Below are 17,847 nucleotides of genomic sequence, written 5' to 3'. Positions count from 1 at the left end.
ACGAGATAGGAAATAAGAGTCAAAGAGCATCCACTCCAAATACTCATACCCAAGTAACTGTTCTAACTCCTTCTGTGTTAACTTGCTTATTCTTTTCGAAATCACTTCAAACTGAAAAGGACAGCAATGTTTGAACAGGTCGTCAGTATAATATTTCCGGTATTTGCACTTGTTTTAGTCGGGTTTATCGTCGCTAAATGGCAGAAGCCCGACTTCAAACCTATTAACCGTATAAACATGGATGTGTTTACACCCGCACTCGTTTTTTCATCGCTTTCTGCGATGCCTTTGGATGAGCAACAATTCCCTTTAATTGGGGCGGCACTGATTGCGATATTGGTTCCCGGTATTCTTATGGTTCCAATATGCAAATTAGCTGGGTTGAATTTCAAAGCTTGGGCGCCGCCGCATATGTTTAGAAATAGCGGTAATCTTGCTATCCCTCTATTCACTTACACTTTTGGAGATACAGCTTTAGCGCCCGCGGTTTTGCTGTTTGTTATGTCGGCGTGCACACACATCAGCGTTGGATTAGCGTTATTAAGTAATGGAAACCCGTTCAAACAGGTTATTAAGATGCCTGTCTTTCTGGCTGCGGCTCTCGCAATGTTCGTGAACCTTGCCGACATTCAGGTTTGGCAACCTTTTCACAACGCCACCACTTTGCTTGGGCAGGCTGCTATTCCAGTCATGCTACTATCACTAGGCTCTCAAATGTGCTTTATGCGTTTCTCAGGCTTAAGAGCTGGGGTAATTTGTACGATTCAATCATTGGGAACAGGCGCCATTGCTCTTCTATTGATTTATTGGCTTGTGCCATTACCCACCATGCAACTTCAAATGATGGTGCTTTTTAGCATGCTTCCACCTGCCGTAATGAACTACCTGTTTGCAGAGCGGTTTGATGTAGAACCTAAAAACGTTGCGTCGATGGTATTGTTCGCAAACTTTTTCAGTTTGATTACTCTCCCGTTGCTTCTTATGTTTGCTCTATCTATTGGTTCACCCTAAGGTGAACCATTGAGCTTGTTGTTGTTCGGTATGGTACGTCCAAGCAACAAAACGAGTAATCTTTTGCCCGTGAGTCATTTCTATAATTCTCACTTCACAAGCGCCGAGTTTTTCTAACGTTTTTCTTAACGGTCTTACGTTTTCTTTTTTGGACACTAGCGTCGTAAACCACAGGCATTGGCGAGCGAACTTTTTACTTTCGTAAGCCATATTTTTAACAAACAAAACTTCTCCACCTGGACACCATAGCTCGGCTTTTTGACCGCCGAAATTAAGCTTAGAGTGAACATCTTTTTTAGTAACACCGCGCTTTTTACGATTCTCTGCCAAGTTTTTTAGCTTCCTCTCACTGCCTTTATTCGCTTCTTCTAGCGATTTGTGAAATGGAGGGTTACACATGGTGAAATCGACACGCTCTTCAACATCAATGATGTTTTCAAAATATTTCTTAGGATCTTTCTGTAATTTAACTGAAAGCTTTCCTTTCAAAATGGCGTTATTTTTAGCAATTTTTTTAACGTTAGAGATGGATATCGGATCTATGTCGCTCGCGCGCATTACCCAGTTGTATTGGCTTATTGCAACAATGGGATAAACAGCATTTGCTCCAGTTCCGATATCGAGCCCATTAATTTGATAGCCTTTCGTCTTATCAGTAAACAAATCGGCAATGTGATGAAGATAATCCGCTCTTCCAGGAAGCGGTGGACAAAGAAACCCGTCCGGTATACTCCAATTTGTGACACTGTAATGGTGAGCAAGCAGCGCCCTGTTTAACATGATGACGGCTTTGTCATCGGAAAAATCGATGGATAACTCACCCTTTATGTTTTTGATAACATACGGTTTCAATTCTGGAAGGGTTTTAACAAGCGCAGAGAAGTTATATTTACCTTTGTGCGAATTACGTTTGTGTAATGCACCAAAGCGCTTCTTTACAACTTTTGTTTCTAGGGTTCTGTTTGTGTTTGATGTTCTATTTGGTTTTGAAGACACAAATTAACCTTTTTTGTTTGTTTGAAATTTTTGTGGAAGTTGTTCCTGAGCAGTAGGCTCTTGCTGATTGAGCCCTTGCTGATTGAGCTCTTGGTGGATGAGATACAAACGCGCATCTAGTTCCAGCTGATGATATTCCGGCTCCATATGGCAACATAACTGATAGAAAGCCTTGTTGTGCTCTTTCTCTTTTATATGAGCCAACTCGTGCACCACCAGCATTCTTAAAAATGGTTCTGGTGCCTGCCGGAATAGACTGGCAATTCGAATTTCATTCTTAGATTTAATTTTGCCGCCGTGCACTTTAGATACATAGGTATGAAGGCCGAGCGCATTGTTAACCATATGGATCTTTTTGTCATAAACCACCTTGCTCAAGGGCGACGACTTTTTGAGATACCTATTTTTAAAGTCCATTGTGTATTCAAAAAGCGCTTTGTCAGACGTAATGGAATGATTACTCGGGTAGCGTTGCTTCAACCATACACCAAGCTTTCCTTGCTGAATAAGTTGCTCTACTTGATCAAGAATAGGCTCTGGATAACCTTGGATATAGCGAAGGTGCGTACTCATAATCTCCTTTACCGTGCATTTTATTTTCGAGGGAATTATCGAAGTAAATTTGAGTGCGCGACATTTTATACTTTTAGCAACACTTACCCAAGCAAGAAGTTAACAGATGCGATTCCGTAGAGAAGTTCTTGCAGATAAGTTCCGACAGAAATAGGGGCTAAGAGTCTACTTACCATCAAAGAGGAATTCGCTACAAATAAAAAACCCCAGCAAGAGTGCTGAGGTTACTTCTGTATTGCACCTATTTGGTGTTGTTGAATTTACGCCTGAAATGAAGGGCGAGAAGATATCTTATCAAACCATGACTTAATGGACGGATATTCATCAAAAACATCCAGCTCTAAACCATTTGCTGCAAAGCTAATAAAAATATGCCCTGTGATGTCTACGATCGTAAAGCGGTCACCCGCAATGTATTCCGATTCACTGAGCCGTTTCTCAAGCTTTGGTAGGAAATTGGCCACACGGCTTTTCGACTCTGCACCCCATGCTTCTATGCACGTTTCGCGATCACTATAAATCCCAGTTAGGTTTCTGAATGCTTGAAATCCTGCGTATAGCCCTTCGAATTCAACCACTCGGTGCCACATCTCGATTTGAGCTTCTTCTAAGGCATCTTTTCCAAAAAGTGCAAACTCATTGTCGTTAACGCCATCTAAATAGCGACAGATAGCAACACTTTCACTAATTGAGTCGCCAGAATCCAGTTCCAATAATGGCACCTTTCCGTTTAAAGATTTCGCCAGATATTCAGATGTTAGGTTATCGCCAGCTTTGACATTAAGTTGCTGTTTTTCGATATCAATCCCTAATTCTTTCATAAAGATAGAGACACGACGGCTACTCGGTGTCATGGCTGTTTCATAAAGTTTCATTTTTTTACCTTTAATTACTAAACGTTCGTTTAGATATAAAATACATAATACCTAAACGATCGGTCAAGTATTAATTTTCTGTTCTAAAGATGTTATACTCACGGAACGCAAAGTGAGAGTGCCCATGCCTAGAAAGAGTAATTTTGATAAACAAGAGAAATTGATCGATGCTATGAACCTTTTTTGGCAAAAAGGTTATGCAAACACCTCGATTGCTGATTTAGTCGAGACGCTTGGTATCAATCGCTTCAGTCTTTACAACACCTATGGTGACAAACAAGCACTGTATTACTCAGCTCTTGATTTTTATCTCCAGAACATTTCGTTTCCTTCAATGAAGAATCTCATTGAAGACGATGCAGACCTTGTAACTATAGAAGAATTTTTAACGCGCTTTGCTCGAATCCAAAAAGATCAAAAAAGCGGATGCTTTATGCAAAACGCTCTGATGGAGCATGGCGGTAATGACAATACGGTGAAAAACCGAGGTGAAGGTGTTTTTGATTTACTTCTTAGTAATTTCAAACGTGCGCTGGATAACGCTCAAATGAAACGTCAAATTGCTGAAAGCTGCGACACAGAAGCACTTGCATCTCTTTTACTCACACAAGTTCAGGGAGTGAGGGTTTTGGGCAAAGCAAGAGCGTATGCAGAGTTAGAGCAGGCTGTTGATGCACTCTTTGTTCTCATAAAAGCCTACACTCCAAAGTAAAATCGGCGTACGCGCCAAAGTGGAATTGCGTTCTCTAGATATTTAAGTACCGTTTTGTTTTTCTGGGTTGTCTGCCAATTCGTCGGAGAATTGTGACGCTATATCAGCGAAGCGGTCTTCTACTTTTTTAAATGCTTCTATTACCTCTGGATCAAAATGGCTGCCAGCAGACGACTCAATGATTTCTACTGCTTTACTATGGGGAAAAGGTGGCTTATAAACTCTCGATGAAATAAGCGCATCATAGACGTCTGCCACTGCCATGAGCCTTGCGCTCAATGGTATTTGTTCTCCCACAAGATGTTCTGGGTAGCCCGAACCGTCCCATTTTTCTTGATGGTAGTATGCGATATCTTTGGCATGCTCTAAGAATGCGCAAGTAACACCCAGCGTTTTTTCAACGGTGTCGATGGTGTCCCCCCCTAACCTTGCATGATCCTTCATGATCTCAAATTCTTCATCAGTCAGTTTGCCTGGCTTCAGTAAGATGTTATCCGGAATCCCCACTTTACCGATATCGTGTAACGGTGCGGACTTATAAAAGGCTTCGATGGTTTCTGGCGTCAATTCTTCAGTGTACTTGGAATTTTGGGCCATGGTTTCGGCAAGGATTTTTACATACTTCTGAGTTCGGCGGATGTGATTACCCGTATCGTTATCCCGTGTTTCTGCTAATGAAGCCATAGCGAGAATAGTCGCATCCTGCAGCATTTCCAGTTCTTCTGTTCGCTCTTTTACTCGTCTTTCCAACTCATCATTGTGGTCTTTTAAGCTATCTAAAACAAATTGAAGCTTGAGATGCGTTTGAACTCGCGCTAACAGTATTGGAGGACTGATGGGTTTCAATATGTAGTCTACCGCTCCAACATCAAACCCTTTTTGTTCGTCTTCAATCTGTGATTTAGCGGTTAGGAAAATGACAGGAATTGAATCTGTCTTCGGGTTTTTCTTAAGTTGGTAGCAGACTTCGTATCCATCCATAACAGGCATCATAATGTCTAACAAAACCATGTCTGGCTTAAAACGCTCGCACAGTTCTAGCGCTTGCATACCACTTACAGCGGCCAACACTCTATATTCATCTTTAAGTAAGCCTGTAATCAACGTTCGGTTTTCTGCCGTATCGTCAACGATTAAGATGGTCTTTTTATCACCTTGCTGAGACACTGTTAAGCTCCTTGCACTTTTCCCATATCCAGTGGATATAAGTTCACTAAGCTTCTTAAAATGGATGCCGCTTGATCAAAATCACAGTCATGAATCAATTGGCAGCATCGAGCAAATTCTTCGCCGCCTAATACGGCTTCAAAATCTTGGTGGTGTTCTTCAAGGAAGTCGATCGCGCTCGCATCGAAGTTTTGCAGTAGCTCGTCTAGCTGGTGGGCTCTTCCAAGAATATCTCCGTTCACTTCTTGTTTCTGTGTCGGAAGTGCGTGACCAATCACTCCAGATATGTCTGCAAATAAGACATGTATGTATTCTTCTATTTCATCGAGAAGAGTCGACGTCTCATCTTGCTTCTCACCATCTATCAATATTTCAAGCCGGGATGCCATATCTGACAGCCGCATCAACCCCATGTTGGCTCCCGAGCCTTTTAAGGTATGTGCAGCCATTGAAGCGCCTCCTTTGTCTTGCTTCTCGATCATAATGTCGATGCGCTTGCGAAAATCGATCTCTTTGTTAATCAACTGCCCAAGGAGTTTTTTAAATAACGTTTCATTTCCACCGACTCTAAGTAAAGCATTTTTATAATCAATTGCGTCCAAGTCATAGAGTGTTCGATTTTCTCTTTTAACCGGCTTTTCTTTTTCTTCACGTTCAACATTGACTGCTTTAGGCAATTCCTCGTTATTTGAAGCTGTTTGTTCAACCTCTTCTTGCTCGGTATCAGGTTTTGGTAGCGCCATTTGCAGCGCCTTAAGCTTCTCTCCTGCCCACTTACGAATCAATTGGTATAACGTTTCAGGGTCTATGGGTTTGGATATGTGATCATTCATTCCTAGGTTTAAGCATCGTTCGCGTTCTTCGACCATGGCGTGAGCTGTCATAGCGACTAAAGGGGTATTTGCGTATCGGCTGTTAGAACGAATACGCTTACTGGCTTCATACCCATCCATCACTGGCATTTGCAAATCCATAAAAATAATATCGAAAGGCACTTCGCCATCGCCACTAGCGGATAAGTTATCCAGTGCTTCTTTACCGTTATTGGCTATCGTGACCTCCATACCTTTACCTGACATCAGCTCAAACGCAATCTGCTGATTGATCTCGTTGTCTTCGGTTAACAGTACTCGCAGCCCTTTAAATTCGTCGTTATCTTCTGTGCGAGACGCTTCCGATAGTTCCGAGAACCGATCTTCATTAGAAAACAAGTCAATTAAACAGTCATATAAGGACGACTGGCTAACAGGCTTGGTTAGGTAATGGGCGATGTCTATGCTGTTTGAGGCCTTTTTAACATCATCTTTGTCGTATGCGGTAACCATCACAACTTTCGGCTGTTTTTCACTTTCTAGTTTTTCTCGCATGAGTGTTACAGCTTCTATGCCGTTTAGCTGAGGCATATTCCAATCCATCAACACCAACGAATATGGGTTATCCTGGTCGATATGTTTTTCAATCATTTCAAACGCTTCCTGCCCACTGCTCGCTGTTTCCGGCTGAATAGGCAAGGTTTCCAGCATTTCAGACATGATTTCAAGCGCGTGGCGGTTGTCGTCGACAATAAGTACTTTAAGCTCATCTAGCATGTCTGGACGAAGTGACGTCCATTTGTCTTTTGAATTTTGAATTTGGTCAGCTAAATCAAACCAAACATTAAAGACAAATGAACTTCCAACATCAGGCTCACTGTCTACGCGGATATTACCGCCCATTAACTCGATCAGCCGACGACATATTGATAGCCCAAGCCCAGTACCACCGTATTTCCTTGTAGTACTTCCATCCGCTTGAGTAAACGCAGTAAACAGCCTACTCGACTGTTCAGGTGTCATTCCGATACCTGTGTCTGCGACAGTAAACTCAAGCTCAATTCGGTCACCAATTTGTTCAAGGAGTTCGACAGATAACGTAATTTCTCCTGAATCAGTGAATTTCACAGAGTTATTGACCAAATTAATGATCACTTGACCGATTCGAAGTGGGTCACCAATAAGTTGTTGCGGAATAGTTCTAGGAATGTGGAAAAGAAGTTCAAGATTTTTCTCAAAAGCTTTTTGACCCGTTACTGTAGAAACGTTTCTGAATACGTCATCGAGCGTAAACTCGATATTCTCCATTTCCAGCTTACCCGCTTCAATTTTGGAAAAATCGAGAATGTCGTTAATGATTCCAAGCAGCAACGTACCGGAGCTGTGAATTTTCGAAACGTAGTCGCGTTGCTTGGGTGACATATCCGTTTTCAATGCGAGGTGCGCCATGCCTATTATGGCGTTCATTGGTGTGCGTATTTCGTGGCTCATGTTCGCTAAGAACATGGATTTTACTTCTACCGCTTCTTCGGCTTTTGCCATCGCTACATTGAGCTCTTGTTCTGCCAATTTTCTTTCAGATATATCTCGAATAAACAATGTTGCCTGACATAAGTCTCCGAGCTGAAAGATGGTCATACCGATTTCTGCAGGGATTGTGCGATCAAATTTGTCTTTTGTACTCACTTCAAAGAACTGGCCGGCGAGGCTTTGCTGGACTTGTAAATCCAAGGCATGTCCAAGTACTCCCTCTAGGCGAGACTCCCCTTTCATTTGCAACAACATTTTTATCGGATGGCTGACCGCCTCTTCATCAGAGTAGCCGTAGAGCTCCTCCGCGTTTTTATTCCAACTGATGATCTTGCAATCTTTGTCCAACAGAATCACCCCAATAGGAGCACTATCAACGATAGTTCGAGATAACTCTTCGGACTTTTGCAAGTCGACAGTTTGGCTTTCAATTTCCTTCTCTAACCCTTCTTGGTGACGTGCTAAAGCCGAATTTTTGGCTTGCAAGTCAATCATTAATTCTTCAACCGTCTTAACAGCTAATTCTCGCTCTAAAAGGTCTAGCTCAAATAAGTCAAATGGGATTTTTGCCTTAATATCCACTTCAAGAGTTTTATTGGAATAACGAAATGAAACACGGGATTGGTTGAGCAACACGGTATCGATCTCTTGCTCGATTGGGAGGCTAGCAAACCTGATAAGATCCTCATCCGCGAGGATTGCAAAACTAATGGGTGAATACTGTTTATTTAGGACAGTCAAAAACTGAGCAAACTTAAGCCCCCACTTATCGGTTTCGACACTCGTATACCCGCTACTACGTAAAACGCTGAGTACCTTCTTACGCGCCAATAGTAAGCTTGGCTCGCTACCGTCTATCGTCAGTATTCCAATTTCATTCATCATCACACCTAACTACAATTACCGTGGCATCATCATGTCTTTTACTAAATCTCTCCATGATAATGTCCGTGGCGGTTTCGGCGGTTTCATATTTTAGCGTCGGGCAATCGCTTAAGCTGAAATGTTCTTTGATTCCATCGGTTGTTAGAACAAACATATCTCCAACTTCATAGTTGTCGGAGGTCGGTATTAATGAAGGTATTCTTTCTCCAACAATGCCGGGCTGCGCATTCAAACTGGTTGATGTGTGAGAAATTACCCTTACGCAGTTATTACCAACATTTAAGCATTCGAATTTCTTCTTTTTTCGGTCAAGCGTAAACAGTGTAACGGCTGCACCAATACTTCCTCTAAACTCTTCATCTAGCTTCTTAAGCAACCATTGCAAATCAAATGAGTTTTCTCTATTGATGGATAGCTCCATCTCTCGGGATAATTTTGCCGCGCTCTGCCCGTGACCAAGTGAATCAATAATGGCGATGAATAGCCCTTTGTCACTTTCCAAAATAACTGAGCCATCTCCACAGACAACTTCACCGAAGTAGGGACGGCTTCTAACACCGTATGTGAACGCGTTCATTCCACCCATTTTCTCGCCACTACTTGAGTGCCTGTTTGAGACGATTCGATATGAAATTCATCCATCATGCGCTTGACTCCCGGTAAGCCTAAACCAAGAGTGCCAGACGTACTTTCGCTGTCCTGCAGAGCTTTCTCGATATCGTCTATCCCATTTCCTTGATCCTCTGCACGTATCTCAAGCCCTTTTTTGGTGCTTGTTACCAACTCATGCAAAAAAACATTCCCCGACTTGGCATATTTAACAATATTCATCGCCAATTCGGACACGCTGGTTGAAATTTCATTCACTTCAACTGAGCTAAAACCGATCCCTTTTGCTAAAACAAATGCAGCCATCACAACGGTCATAACTTCGGATTCCGATGACACAAAGAACATTTCTTCTCTATGACGGCTTTGATCAAGAAACCCTTCCATTAGCACGCTCCAGATCGAGTTTTGGCTATAAGTTCAACACCTTGCTCTAAACTCGCGACCGTTTTTAGCCCCTCAATTTCTACCCCTAACTCAACAAGTGCACAAACAATCCCGGGTCGAAGCCCAACTAACACACACTGGGTTCCCATCATTCCGGCGGAGTCAATGATTCTTCTTAACTGCTCGAAGTTGTCAGTATCCAATGTCCCGACACCGGAAAGGTCAAGAAGCACACCATCAACCGCCTTGCTGTGGATTTCATCTAGTAATTGTTTCTGAAAGCCTTGCAAAACTGTGCCAGTTAAATTCACTTGAATCGATGCTATTAAGGTCGAATCTAAGCTGTTAATGGTGATTGCAGATTCCATAAATCCCCTTACCTAACGTTTAGCATTGACGTCTAAACCCACGATGTTAAATGCCTCTTCCAGCGCATCTCTTAGTGTGGCATTAGTTTTTACTTCACCGACATTAATACCAAGCTGAACCATGGTTTGCGCGATAGCAGGAGAAACTCCTGACACTAAACATTCACAGCCCATTAGCCGCGTTGCCTTGGTAATTTTTATGAAGTGATTGGCAACAGCGGTATCTACAACGGCTACGCCTGAAATATCCATAATGAAAATTTTTGCCCGAGCATCTGCGATTTTTCCGAGCACTGCACTCATGATGTCCTGAGCACGCTTGGAATCAATAATCCCAACAATAGGTAACATCAAAATGTCTTGCCAAATCATGGTGACGGGTGTCGACATCGCAAGCAGAGCTTCGCTCTGTTCTGAAATACGTCGGTTTATTAGGTTGGAATAAGTTTCCACCACGATGGTGGTGTCCATATGTAAGAGCTTGGTAAATGCGGTGACTAAAGAGCTGTATTCATCGCTGTATAAGCTTCCGTCGTACATCCGCTTTGTAAAAATCACCATCGACATGTTCATTCCGGCGAAATACGTCGGCAACGAAAGACCGACACGGGCGTGAACTTCACCAATTGCGACTCTTTCGGCTATATATTTTCCATCAATTTCCGCTTCGAAGAAGGTTTCCCAATAACGAACTTGCGCGCTTTGCACTCTTCCAAGACGATTGCTGTCTACAAAAAACTGCTTGTACTCTGGAAGAGACTCTAGCCACACGTAAAAATGGCGCACGTATTCATCAAGTTTAGGAACCATCAGTTTCCCAAACTTTCGAATAAGGGCCAAATCAGTTTCCGTTAGATCGTGTAACGCCATCAGCGAAGTCGGGTCGTTTGCAGTACCATTGCCTGAATTCATATGCTGCTCCAGAAACACAAGTTCATAATAACCCCGTCAATATTGTTGTTTTATAATGGTGATAGGATTCACACTACTTTTTTTAATAGTAGTCAAGGATCTTATAGATGAGAGATTTTTGTAGACATTTGATCAATTCATTCTGAGCTGAATACGCATGATGAATGGCTTTTTCAAACAAACCTTTTCCGTTAGAATGCTTTCTTTTCTTAGCTCAGAGGCTGTTATGAAACGCGTTGTCCTGTACGTGAAAGACAAATGCCCACACTGTAAATCTGCGCAACAGTATCTTGATTCAAAAGGAATTAAATACAGATTGTGTAATGCAAAAATGCAACGTGGCAGAAAAGAACTGGATGCAATCGGAGCACGTTCTGTGCCTGTGTTAAAGGTAGGCGATCAACTTTTAATTGGTTGGAACCCAAGCAATTTCGAAAAAGTCTATAAGTCATAAATTCGTGGGTCGAAGTGCAACAGTACGCTTTCCAATTCGCGATCAAAATCTCCCGAAAAGCGTCAGCTCATTCATGCTGACGTTTTACATAATCGATAAACGTTCGATTTGCGAGTGAGAGATATCCCCTTTTACGCCATGCGATCGCCAGATCAAGGTAAACTGGCTTATCAAATGGTATCGCTTTCAAACCCAGCTCATTTTCCGTAACCAATTCAAGCAATGCTGTCACAGCAAATTCTTGCCGTACAATTTTTAATATCATTGTTAATAGGTTTGTTTCGAAAGAAAACGACGCCTTGAATCCATGAGTTACGCATACATCGTCGATAAAATCCCGATGGAAGTATCCTTTTTTGAACATAACAAGTTCTTGTTTGAAAAAGGACTCGTAAGAAATCGATAGTTCGCTGGCTAAAGGATGGTGTTCCCCGACGACGGCAACCATTTGAGAGCGGAATATAGGGTCGACTTCAAGAGAACAAGGAACATCTTCATTTAGAATCACCCCAATATCCAATTCCCCGCCAAGCAACATTTCTCTTATCGATTGCGTACCTGCCTCGACCATAGTCAGCTTTAAGTTTGGATAAGTGGCTTTGAATCCCATCAAAATTTCAGGGAAGTAGTACGACCCCATCATACTGGGTACTCCAAGCCTAACCTCACCTTTTTCAAGCCCTTTGAGTTCATTCATCGCCGTTTTGGCATCGTTGAGTTGCTGAATAACGTTCTTGGCAAAAGGCAATAAAACTTTGCCTTCGTCTGTTAACGTTAAGCGTCTTTCATCACGATGGAACAGTGAAATCTCAAGCTCTGTTTCCAGCTTTTTAATTGCAATGCTAAGTGCTGGTTGAGCAATATTCAAAGCGGCGGCGGCTTTTGTAACATTGCCCATTTCTGCAACAGTGGCGAAATATCTAAGAGGTTTACTTTCCATATTTAAATTATATCAAACATATATAGTTAATATATTTTAACTATAACCTATATATCGCTAGCCTGTTGGTAGAATTTTTAGCCTATATATCATAATGATCAGCACCGATAGCCCTTCATACCGTTCTGTCAGTTTTGCTTTAGCTTTTGGCTCCTTCATCGTTTTTGCCAATCTCTATTTGTTTCAACCCATGCTGCCTCTAATGGCTTCACATTTCGACGTATCTTCCACCCAAATCAACTGGATCCTGGCGGCTGGCACTATTGCCCTCGCACTGTCTCTTATCCCTTGGGCGGTATGTTCAGAAACGGTTGGTCGACGAAAAATCATGTTAATCAGCCTATTTTTGCTCCCATTTGTTGGTTTGACTCTTTTAGCATCGGAAAGCTTGATCGGATTAATTCTTTCAAGAGCGGCTATGGGGGTTTCTTTAGCCGGATTCGCTGCTGTTGCGGTCGGCTACATGGCCGAAGAGTTTTCCCCTAATGCTTTGGCTTTATCTGTTGGGACTTACGTAAGTGCAAATTCTCTAGGTGGTATTGCCGGAAGGATTTATGGCGGTATGATAACGCAGTATTTCAACTGGCAAGTCGCCGTATTGGGGATGGCAGCGTTCAGCTTGTTTGGTGCGATTTTAGTCATGAGATTACTCCCTACCCAGCGTAACTTTAAGCCTCAAACCGGTCTATTTTTTTATCACAATCGAAATGTTCTTCGGCATTTGAAAGAGCCTAAGTTACGTTATACCATGCTATTAGGCGGTGTTAACTTTGCCATTTTTGTGAACTTGTATTCTGTTGCGGCGTTCCGCTTAGTTGAACCTCCCTACGAACTTCCGGTAGGCATCGCTTCCATGATTTTCTTGTGCTATTTGGCTGGTACCATTAGTGCGAGATTAAGTGGCGTATGGAGAAAACAGTATTCTGTGGTATCAGGAATGATTGCAGGAACGATTATAAGCGCGACGGGAATGGTTTTAGCTTATATAGAGTCATTATCTGCCATCATTGGCGGATTACTGCTCATTGGGTTTGGGGCTTTTTTTGTCCATTCACTTGCATACGGCTGGGTCAGCCAACATGCTAAGCTCGCAAAAGCCACTGCGACTGCGCTTTATCTCGTACATTATTACATCGGAGGAAGCCTCGGAGGGTTCTTACTTATTTACTGCTGGCAACATGGTAACTGGGGAGGTGTAATGCTAGGAGGAAGCGGGCTTTATATCGCAATGTTTTTGCTGTGCTACAAGTTAAGAAAATACGAACTTCCAAAATCAGATTTTTGTTCGCATAGCTTGAAAAAAAGAAAGTCCGGAACCTAATTCTATACCTATTCAAACTTAAACAACTTGGTCGGGTTGTTGATCAAAATATCGTCGAGGTAATTTCCTTCTGTCCACTCTTTCAGAAGATCCAAGCAGCCATGATAGCTTTTTCCTTCTGAATGCTGAGTCCATGGGTAGTCGCTGCCCCATACTAAACGCTGCGGTTGGGCTCTAAGAAGCGCGCATGTGAGTTTTTTCGCATCCGCATTGAAGCGATACGAACCAGAAAGTTTTACCCATACTTGCCCCGTGTTTAAGTTGTCCACTATTGACTTAAATCCAACACAATTCTCGGATTCCGGTCTGCCAAAATGATCGACCACAACATCGATATCTTTTTCTAACAACTTGGGTAAAAGACTGGTCCAGTACTCACCTAATGCTTGAATTTCCACATGACAGTGATGCTGTTTTAATAATTCAAACAGTCGCTCATATCGAGTCATCACATCTCTAGCTTGTAAGCATGAGTCGATTAGATTCAGGCGAATTCCTACTATTCCTTGTTTCACCATTTGTTCAAAAACATCCGACGCGATATCCGCTTCGACCACTGCGACACCTCTTAAATTCGAACGGTTAGCCGCAAGTTGATTTAAGAGATAAGTGTTATCGCTTCCGAGGAAACGTCAGAGGCGTATCTGATCTTTTAATCGCTATCTATCTGTCCGTTTTACTGTACCAAACAATACGCATGATCTACGTCGATGGCGACACCGAGATTGAAACCGCCGAGATTGCTCAGGGTTGGTTTATGTCAGTACTGGTTACCTTTTCTGTACTGATGCTTATTGCGTTAGTTGAAGCGTATGTCCGTCGTTTTAAGGAGGCTAAATAATGGTTTGGCTGGTACTTATTATTCTAGGTCTCTTAATTGCTGCCGGTGTACCCATAGGGTTTACCTTAATGATTACTGCAGCGATAAGCATGCTGATCGCTGATATCGACCTCATTATGGTTCCGATTCAGATGTATTCTGGAACAAACAGTGTCGTTTTACTGGCGATTCCCCTATTCATATTTATGGGCGCGACTTCTATTTCAGAACGGATAATCAACCTAGCTTCAGCGATGGTGGGATGGATGCGAGGCGGGTTAGGGCACATCAACGTACTCACCTCAATGTTTATGGCCGAAATGAGTGGTTCTGCTGTGGCTGATGCTGCTGTGATGAGTAAAGTATTTGTTCCTCAAATGGAGCGCAAGGGATACCCAAAAGAATTTGCCGCCGCGGTGACTGCAACCAGTGCTACTCTTGGAATCATCATCCCTCCCTCTATCCCTATGGTGCTTTACGGTGTCACCACGAATCAATCCATAAAAGATCTGTTCGTCGCTGGGATTATCCCGGGTGTCTTACTGGGCGCTGCCTTTATGTTAGTAATTTCGATATTCGCTCGTCAAGAAAAACACCCTGTCGACGCTAAGTTTCGTTTATCGTATCTATTTTCTGCTTTTGTTGCATCAGCCATTCCGCTCATGATTCCAGTGATTGTGGTAGGCGGATTGATTGTTGGTCTGGTAACTCCCACTGAAGCCGCAGCTATTGGCGTGATTGCAGCCTTACTCTTCGGAAGTATTTTGAAAAACGATCTAACTTGGAAGAAACTAGGCGAGATCATTTCAACGACCACCAAACAAACTTCCGTTGTTATGATGATCATTGCGGGCTCGGCAGTTCTCGGTCAATATCTGGCTAACGAACAATTACCACAATTAATCGCGTCTTCAATCAGTTCCGTCAGTGACGAACCGTGGATACTCATGCTGATCATTAACCTGTTCTTGCTGGTGTTGGGCATGGTATTGCATGCTTCAGCTGCGATTATCGTAGTCGTCCCTATGCTTTTACCTTTGGCGCAGCAGATCGGAATCGACCCAATTCATTTTGGAGTTATTGTGTGTCTCAATTTGGGTATTGGACAGCAAACACCACCTGTTGCGTCAGTTTTGCTTACTGTGTGTTCAACCACTGGTGTAAAAGTCAACGAAGTAATGCGATATGGGAAATGGTTTATTTTGGCGATGTTTGTGACTCTGATGGTCGTGTCTTTTGTTCCACAAACTGCGTTATGGTTTAGGTAGTTACGTAGACTCTACATTCCATTCCTAGCTTCTGCATCGGGCAGTTAGATCTATAAAAAAAGGTATTTCGCTGATTTCGGCGAAATACCTCTTTTTAAATTCCATGTGTTTCAGTTTTTAAAGAGCGTGAAACGGTCTTGATCATTGTGTTACTCTTCGCTCAAATTTCTATACTGAGTGAAGTAATGTCACATCCATCTGATAAAAATATCCACCAGCAGGTCACTCAATGGCTAGAGGATGTCGTTATTGGTCTCAATTTGTGTCCTTTCGCTGCCAAACCCAACAGAAATAATCAAATAAAGATTGCGATCAGCCACGCTGAAAAAGAAGAGCTTTTGCTAGAAGACATTCTTAACGAGCTCAACGAACTTAATGGCTGCGAACTAGAGAAGCTCGAAACCACACTGGTTGTTGTGCCAGACATGCTCGATGATTTCATGGACTATAACTTCTTTATTGATTGGGTCGAAGCGCTCATCAAACAACAAAACTGGGAAGGCATCTATCAAGTTGCTACTTTCCATCCAGACTACTGTTTTGGTGGTGCAGAGCCGGAAGATGATGAAAATCTAACAAACCGCGCTCCTTTTCCCATATTTCACTTAATTCGTGAAGAAAGTATGGAAAGAGTACTTAAACACTACCCAGATCCAGAATCGATTCCAGATACTAATATTGAAAGAGTTTCTAACCTTTCAGAAGCGGAAAGAAAGAAGCTCTTTCCTTACTTGTTTGTTTAACCCTATTTTAGGATATTCACTTGTCTCAATCATCATTTTCATCCATCGGTCTCAAGCCTGAACTTCTCACTAACCTTGATTCGATGGGTTATACAGAAATGACACCAATTCAGGCGAAAAGCCTACCTCAAGTCCTTTTAGGAAAAGACGTTGTTGGCCAAGGTAAAACCGGTTCGGGTAAAACAGCCACGTTTGGTTTAGGGTTACTGCAAAACCTAGATGTCAAAAAGTTCAGAGTGCAATCTTTGGTCCTTTGCCCTACTCGCGAATTGGCTGACCAAGTCGCGAAAGAAATTCGCAAATTGGCGCGTGCTATTCATAACATTAAAGTGCTGACTCTGTGTGGCGGTACGCCAATGGGCCCACAGATTGGTTCGCTAGAGCATGGCGCGCATATTTTGGTTGGTACTCCAGGTCGGATCCTTGACCACTTGGAGAGAGGCCGCATCAATCTCGATCATCTGAATACATTGGTCTTGGATGAAGCTGACCGTATGTTAGATATGGGCTTCCAAGATGCGTTAGATGCGATTATCGAACAAACGCCTGAAAACCGACAAACCTTGCTATTCAGTGCCACGTTCCCAGAGTCCATTGAAGCCATTTCAAAGCGAATTCTTCGTAACCCAACCATTATTAAGGTGGAGTCCACTCACGACACCGTAAGTATTCGACAACATTTTTACAAAGTAGACAGCTTTGAAGAAAGGCTGGAAGCGACACGCCTGTTGCTTATGAATGACCAACCCGAATCCACCGTAATTTTCTGTAACACCAAGCGGGATGTAGACGAAGTCGCAGATGAACTTCGCTACCGTGGGTTTAGTGTTATTGCGCTACACGGCGATATGGAACAAAGACAGCGAGACCAAGCACTGGTTCAATTTGCAAATAAGAGTGTTTCGATTTTGGTTGCAACGGATGTCGCGGCCAGAGGGCTTGATGTCGACAACCTAGACGCGGTGATCAACTTTCATTTGGCTCGTGATCCTGAGGTACATGTTCATCGAATTGGTCGAACAGGTCGGGCAGGCGCGAAAGGCTGTGCGCACTCCTTCATTAGTGAAAAAGAATCGTACAAAGTTGCACAAATCGAAGAGTATTTCGATTTTGAAATATCGCCTAAATCGCTGCCAAGTGATGATGTGCTTGATGCCCCTACTTTTTACGCCAAGATGGTGACGCTTCAGATAGATGGCGGAAAAAAGCAAAAAGTAAGACCGGGCGATATTCTAGGTGCACTGACTGGCGATAAAGGCATTTCTAGTGATCACGTAGGTAAGATCAACGTATTTCCGATGAGTGCTTATGTCGCTGTAAATACGTTAAGTGTGAAAAAGGCATTTAAGAAACTCGAAAGTGGAAAGCTTAAAGGCAAACAATTTCGAGTACGCTACGTGAAAAATTGATTCGCTAGACTTTATCTTTACTTAGAATCAAATCTTTATTTAAGACCATATCATC

Annotated in this window: 17 protein-coding genes and 2 pseudogenes; 8 read left to right on the top strand and 11 right to left on the bottom strand. The window is 42.6% G+C overall.

Annotated features, from left to right (window positions below):
* Nucleotides 1-126 precede the first annotated feature (126 nt).
* Nucleotides 127-1,011 (top strand): AEC family transporter, encoded by an 885-nt coding sequence (locus tag Q8W40_RS21010; RefSeq protein WP_305400000.1) that lies wholly within the window; start codon nt 127-129, stop codon nt 1,009-1,011.
* Here the strand turns inward: Q8W40_RS21010 and rlmF are convergent.
* The 3 genes from rlmF to Q8W40_RS20995 all read right to left on the bottom strand — a co-directional run bounded on the left by rlmF (nt 1,003) and on the right by Q8W40_RS20995 (nt 3,455).
* Nucleotides 1,003-2,007, bottom strand: a complete 1,005-nt coding sequence (gene rlmF / locus Q8W40_RS21005; RefSeq protein ID WP_305399999.1) for a 23S rRNA (adenine(1618)-N(6))-methyltransferase RlmF — start codon at nt 2,005-2,007, stop codon at nt 1,003-1,005. The two genes, Q8W40_RS21010 and rlmF, sit on opposite strands and share 9 nt — an antisense overlap.
* Before the next feature lie 3 nt (nt 2,008-2,010).
* Nucleotides 2,011-2,580 (bottom strand): M48 metallopeptidase family protein, encoded by a 570-nt coding sequence (locus tag Q8W40_RS21000; protein ID WP_305399998.1) that lies wholly within the window; start codon nt 2,578-2,580, stop codon nt 2,011-2,013.
* Nucleotides 2,581-2,840: 260 nt separating this feature from the next.
* Nucleotides 2,841-3,455, bottom strand: a complete 615-nt coding sequence (locus Q8W40_RS20995; RefSeq protein WP_305399997.1) for a glutathione S-transferase — start codon at nt 3,453-3,455, stop codon at nt 2,841-2,843.
* Nucleotides 3,456-3,579: 124 nt separating this feature from the next.
* Between Q8W40_RS20995 and Q8W40_RS20990 the strand changes: the two genes are divergently transcribed.
* Nucleotides 3,580-4,167: a TetR/AcrR family transcriptional regulator gene (locus Q8W40_RS20990; protein WP_305399996.1), complete on the top strand. Its 588-nt coding sequence runs from the start codon at nt 3,580-3,582 to the stop codon at nt 4,165-4,167.
* Between the two features lie 42 nt (nt 4,168-4,209).
* On the opposite strand, the gene Q8W40_RS20985 is transcribed toward Q8W40_RS20990, so the two are convergent.
* Genes Q8W40_RS20985 through Q8W40_RS20960 form a run of 6 tightly spaced genes read right to left on the bottom strand, consistent with a single transcriptional unit; the run spans nt 4,210 to nt 10,837 of the window.
* Entirely contained in the window at nt 4,210-5,334 is a 1,125-nt protein-coding gene (locus Q8W40_RS20985) for a response regulator (RefSeq protein ID WP_305399994.1), read from the bottom strand.
* 2 nt (nt 5,335-5,336) lie between these two features.
* Nucleotides 5,337-8,558, bottom strand: a complete 3,222-nt coding sequence (locus Q8W40_RS20980) for a response regulator (protein ID WP_305399992.1) — start codon at nt 8,556-8,558, stop codon at nt 5,337-5,339.
* Nucleotides 8,551-9,147: a SpoIIE family protein phosphatase gene (locus tag Q8W40_RS20975; protein WP_305399990.1), complete on the bottom strand. Its 597-nt coding sequence runs from the start codon at nt 9,145-9,147 to the stop codon at nt 8,551-8,553. The genes Q8W40_RS20980 and Q8W40_RS20975 overlap by 8 nt, the downstream gene beginning before the upstream one ends.
* Nucleotides 9,135-9,557 (bottom strand): anti-sigma regulatory factor, encoded by a 423-nt coding sequence (locus Q8W40_RS20970; protein WP_305399989.1) that lies wholly within the window; start codon nt 9,555-9,557, stop codon nt 9,135-9,137. Before Q8W40_RS20970 ends, Q8W40_RS20975 begins: the two co-directional genes overlap by 13 nt.
* Entirely contained in the window at nt 9,557-9,925 is a 369-nt protein-coding gene (locus Q8W40_RS20965; RefSeq protein WP_305399988.1) for an STAS domain-containing protein, read from the bottom strand. Before Q8W40_RS20965 ends, Q8W40_RS20970 begins: the two co-directional genes overlap by 1 nt.
* A gap of 12 nt (nt 9,926-9,937) precedes the next feature.
* Nucleotides 9,938-10,837, bottom strand: coding sequence for a protoglobin domain-containing protein (locus Q8W40_RS20960; protein WP_305399986.1), 900 nt, complete (start codon nt 10,835-10,837; stop codon nt 9,938-9,940).
* Between the two features lie 226 nt (nt 10,838-11,063).
* Between Q8W40_RS20960 and Q8W40_RS20955 the strand changes: the two genes are divergently transcribed.
* Nucleotides 11,064-11,291, top strand: coding sequence for a glutaredoxin family protein (locus Q8W40_RS20955; RefSeq protein ID WP_101115609.1), 228 nt, complete (start codon nt 11,064-11,066; stop codon nt 11,289-11,291).
* A gap of 67 nt (nt 11,292-11,358) precedes the next feature.
* Here the strand turns inward: Q8W40_RS20955 and Q8W40_RS20950 are convergent, their stop codons facing one another.
* A complete protein-coding gene (locus Q8W40_RS20950) occupies nt 11,359-12,231 on the bottom strand; it encodes a LysR family transcriptional regulator (RefSeq protein ID WP_305399984.1) in 873 nt (290 codons plus the stop codon).
* Between the two features lie 94 nt (nt 12,232-12,325).
* Between Q8W40_RS20950 and Q8W40_RS20945 the strand changes: the two genes are divergently transcribed.
* Complete coding sequence (locus Q8W40_RS20945) at nt 12,326-13,552, top strand: MFS transporter (RefSeq protein WP_305399982.1); 1,227 nt, start codon at nt 12,326-12,328, stop codon at nt 13,550-13,552.
* Nucleotides 13,553-13,560: 8 nt separating this feature from the next.
* On the opposite strand, the pseudogene Q8W40_RS20940 reads toward Q8W40_RS20945, so the two are convergent.
* A pseudogene (locus tag Q8W40_RS20940) lies at nt 13,561-14,163 on the bottom strand (amidohydrolase family protein); the annotation flags it as partial.
* Between the two features lie 20 nt (nt 14,164-14,183).
* On the opposite strand from Q8W40_RS20940, the pseudogene Q8W40_RS20935 reads away from it, so the two are divergent.
* The 4 genes and pseudogenes from Q8W40_RS20935 to dbpA form a co-directional block, all read left to right on the top strand.
* Nucleotides 14,184-14,393 (top strand): annotated as a pseudogene (locus tag Q8W40_RS20935) (TRAP transporter small permease subunit); the annotation flags it as partial.
* Entirely contained in the window at nt 14,393-15,640 is a 1,248-nt protein-coding gene (locus Q8W40_RS20930; protein ID WP_305399980.1) for a TRAP transporter large permease, read from the top strand. The pseudogene Q8W40_RS20935 and the gene Q8W40_RS20930, both read left to right, overlap by 1 nt.
* A 185-nt stretch (nt 15,641-15,825) precedes the next feature.
* Nucleotides 15,826-16,383, top strand: coding sequence for a DUF1415 domain-containing protein (locus tag Q8W40_RS20925; protein ID WP_305399978.1), 558 nt, complete (start codon nt 15,826-15,828; stop codon nt 16,381-16,383).
* A 20-nt stretch (nt 16,384-16,403) separates the two neighbouring features.
* The gene (dbpA, locus tag Q8W40_RS20920) at nt 16,404-17,792 is read left to right on the top strand and encodes an ATP-dependent RNA helicase DbpA (protein WP_305399976.1); all 1,389 of its coding nucleotides are present in this window, start codon (nt 16,404-16,406) and stop codon (nt 17,790-17,792) included.
* Nucleotides 17,793-17,847: the final 55 nt, after the last annotated feature.

This window comes from Vibrio penaeicida (genome assembly GCF_030689305.1).
Lineage (GTDB): Bacteria > Pseudomonadota > Gammaproteobacteria > Enterobacterales > Vibrionaceae > Vibrio > Vibrio penaeicida_B.
Note: the sequence above shows the minus strand (reverse complement) of the source record. Positions and strands in the feature narration are given on the sequence as shown.

What these genes read in the sequence shown, in the direction of transcription:
- Q8W40_RS20995 (WP_305399997.1), bottom strand. Translation starts at nt 3,455, where the DNA reads ATGAAACTTTATGAAACAGCCATGACACCGAGTAGCCGTCGTGTCTCT.
- Q8W40_RS20965 (WP_305399988.1), bottom strand. Translation starts at nt 9,925, where the DNA reads ATGGAATCTGCAATCACCATTAACAGCTTAGATTCGACCTTAATAGCA.
- Q8W40_RS20945 (WP_305399982.1), top strand. Translation starts at nt 12,326, where the DNA reads ATGATCAGCACCGATAGCCCTTCATACCGTTCTGTCAGTTTTGCTTTA.
- Q8W40_RS20925 (WP_305399978.1), top strand. Translation starts at nt 15,826, where the DNA reads ATGTCACATCCATCTGATAAAAATATCCACCAGCAGGTCACTCAATGG.
- Q8W40_RS20955 (WP_101115609.1), top strand. Translation starts at nt 11,064, where the DNA reads ATGAAACGCGTTGTCCTGTACGTGAAAGACAAATGCCCACACTGTAAA.
- Q8W40_RS21000 (WP_305399998.1), bottom strand. Translation starts at nt 2,580, where the DNA reads ATGAGTACGCACCTTCGCTATATCCAAGGTTATCCAGAGCCTATTCTT.
- Q8W40_RS21010 (WP_305400000.1), top strand. Translation starts at nt 127, where the DNA reads ATGTTTGAACAGGTCGTCAGTATAATATTTCCGGTATTTGCACTTGTT.
- Q8W40_RS20980 (WP_305399992.1), bottom strand. Translation starts at nt 8,558, where the DNA reads ATGAATGAAATTGGAATACTGACGATAGACGGTAGCGAGCCAAGCTTA.
- Q8W40_RS20970 (WP_305399989.1), bottom strand. Translation starts at nt 9,557, where the DNA reads ATGGAAGGGTTTCTTGATCAAAGCCGTCATAGAGAAGAAATGTTCTTT.
- Q8W40_RS20960 (WP_305399986.1), bottom strand. Translation starts at nt 10,837, where the DNA reads ATGAATTCAGGCAATGGTACTGCAAACGACCCGACTTCGCTGATGGCG.
- Q8W40_RS20930 (WP_305399980.1), top strand. Translation starts at nt 14,393, where the DNA reads ATGGTTTGGCTGGTACTTATTATTCTAGGTCTCTTAATTGCTGCCGGT.
- Q8W40_RS20950 (WP_305399984.1), bottom strand. Translation starts at nt 12,231, where the DNA reads ATGGAAAGTAAACCTCTTAGATATTTCGCCACTGTTGCAGAAATGGGC.
- Q8W40_RS20990 (WP_305399996.1), top strand. Translation starts at nt 3,580, where the DNA reads ATGCCTAGAAAGAGTAATTTTGATAAACAAGAGAAATTGATCGATGCT.
- Q8W40_RS20975 (WP_305399990.1), bottom strand. Translation starts at nt 9,147, where the DNA reads ATGGGTGGAATGAACGCGTTCACATACGGTGTTAGAAGCCGTCCCTAC.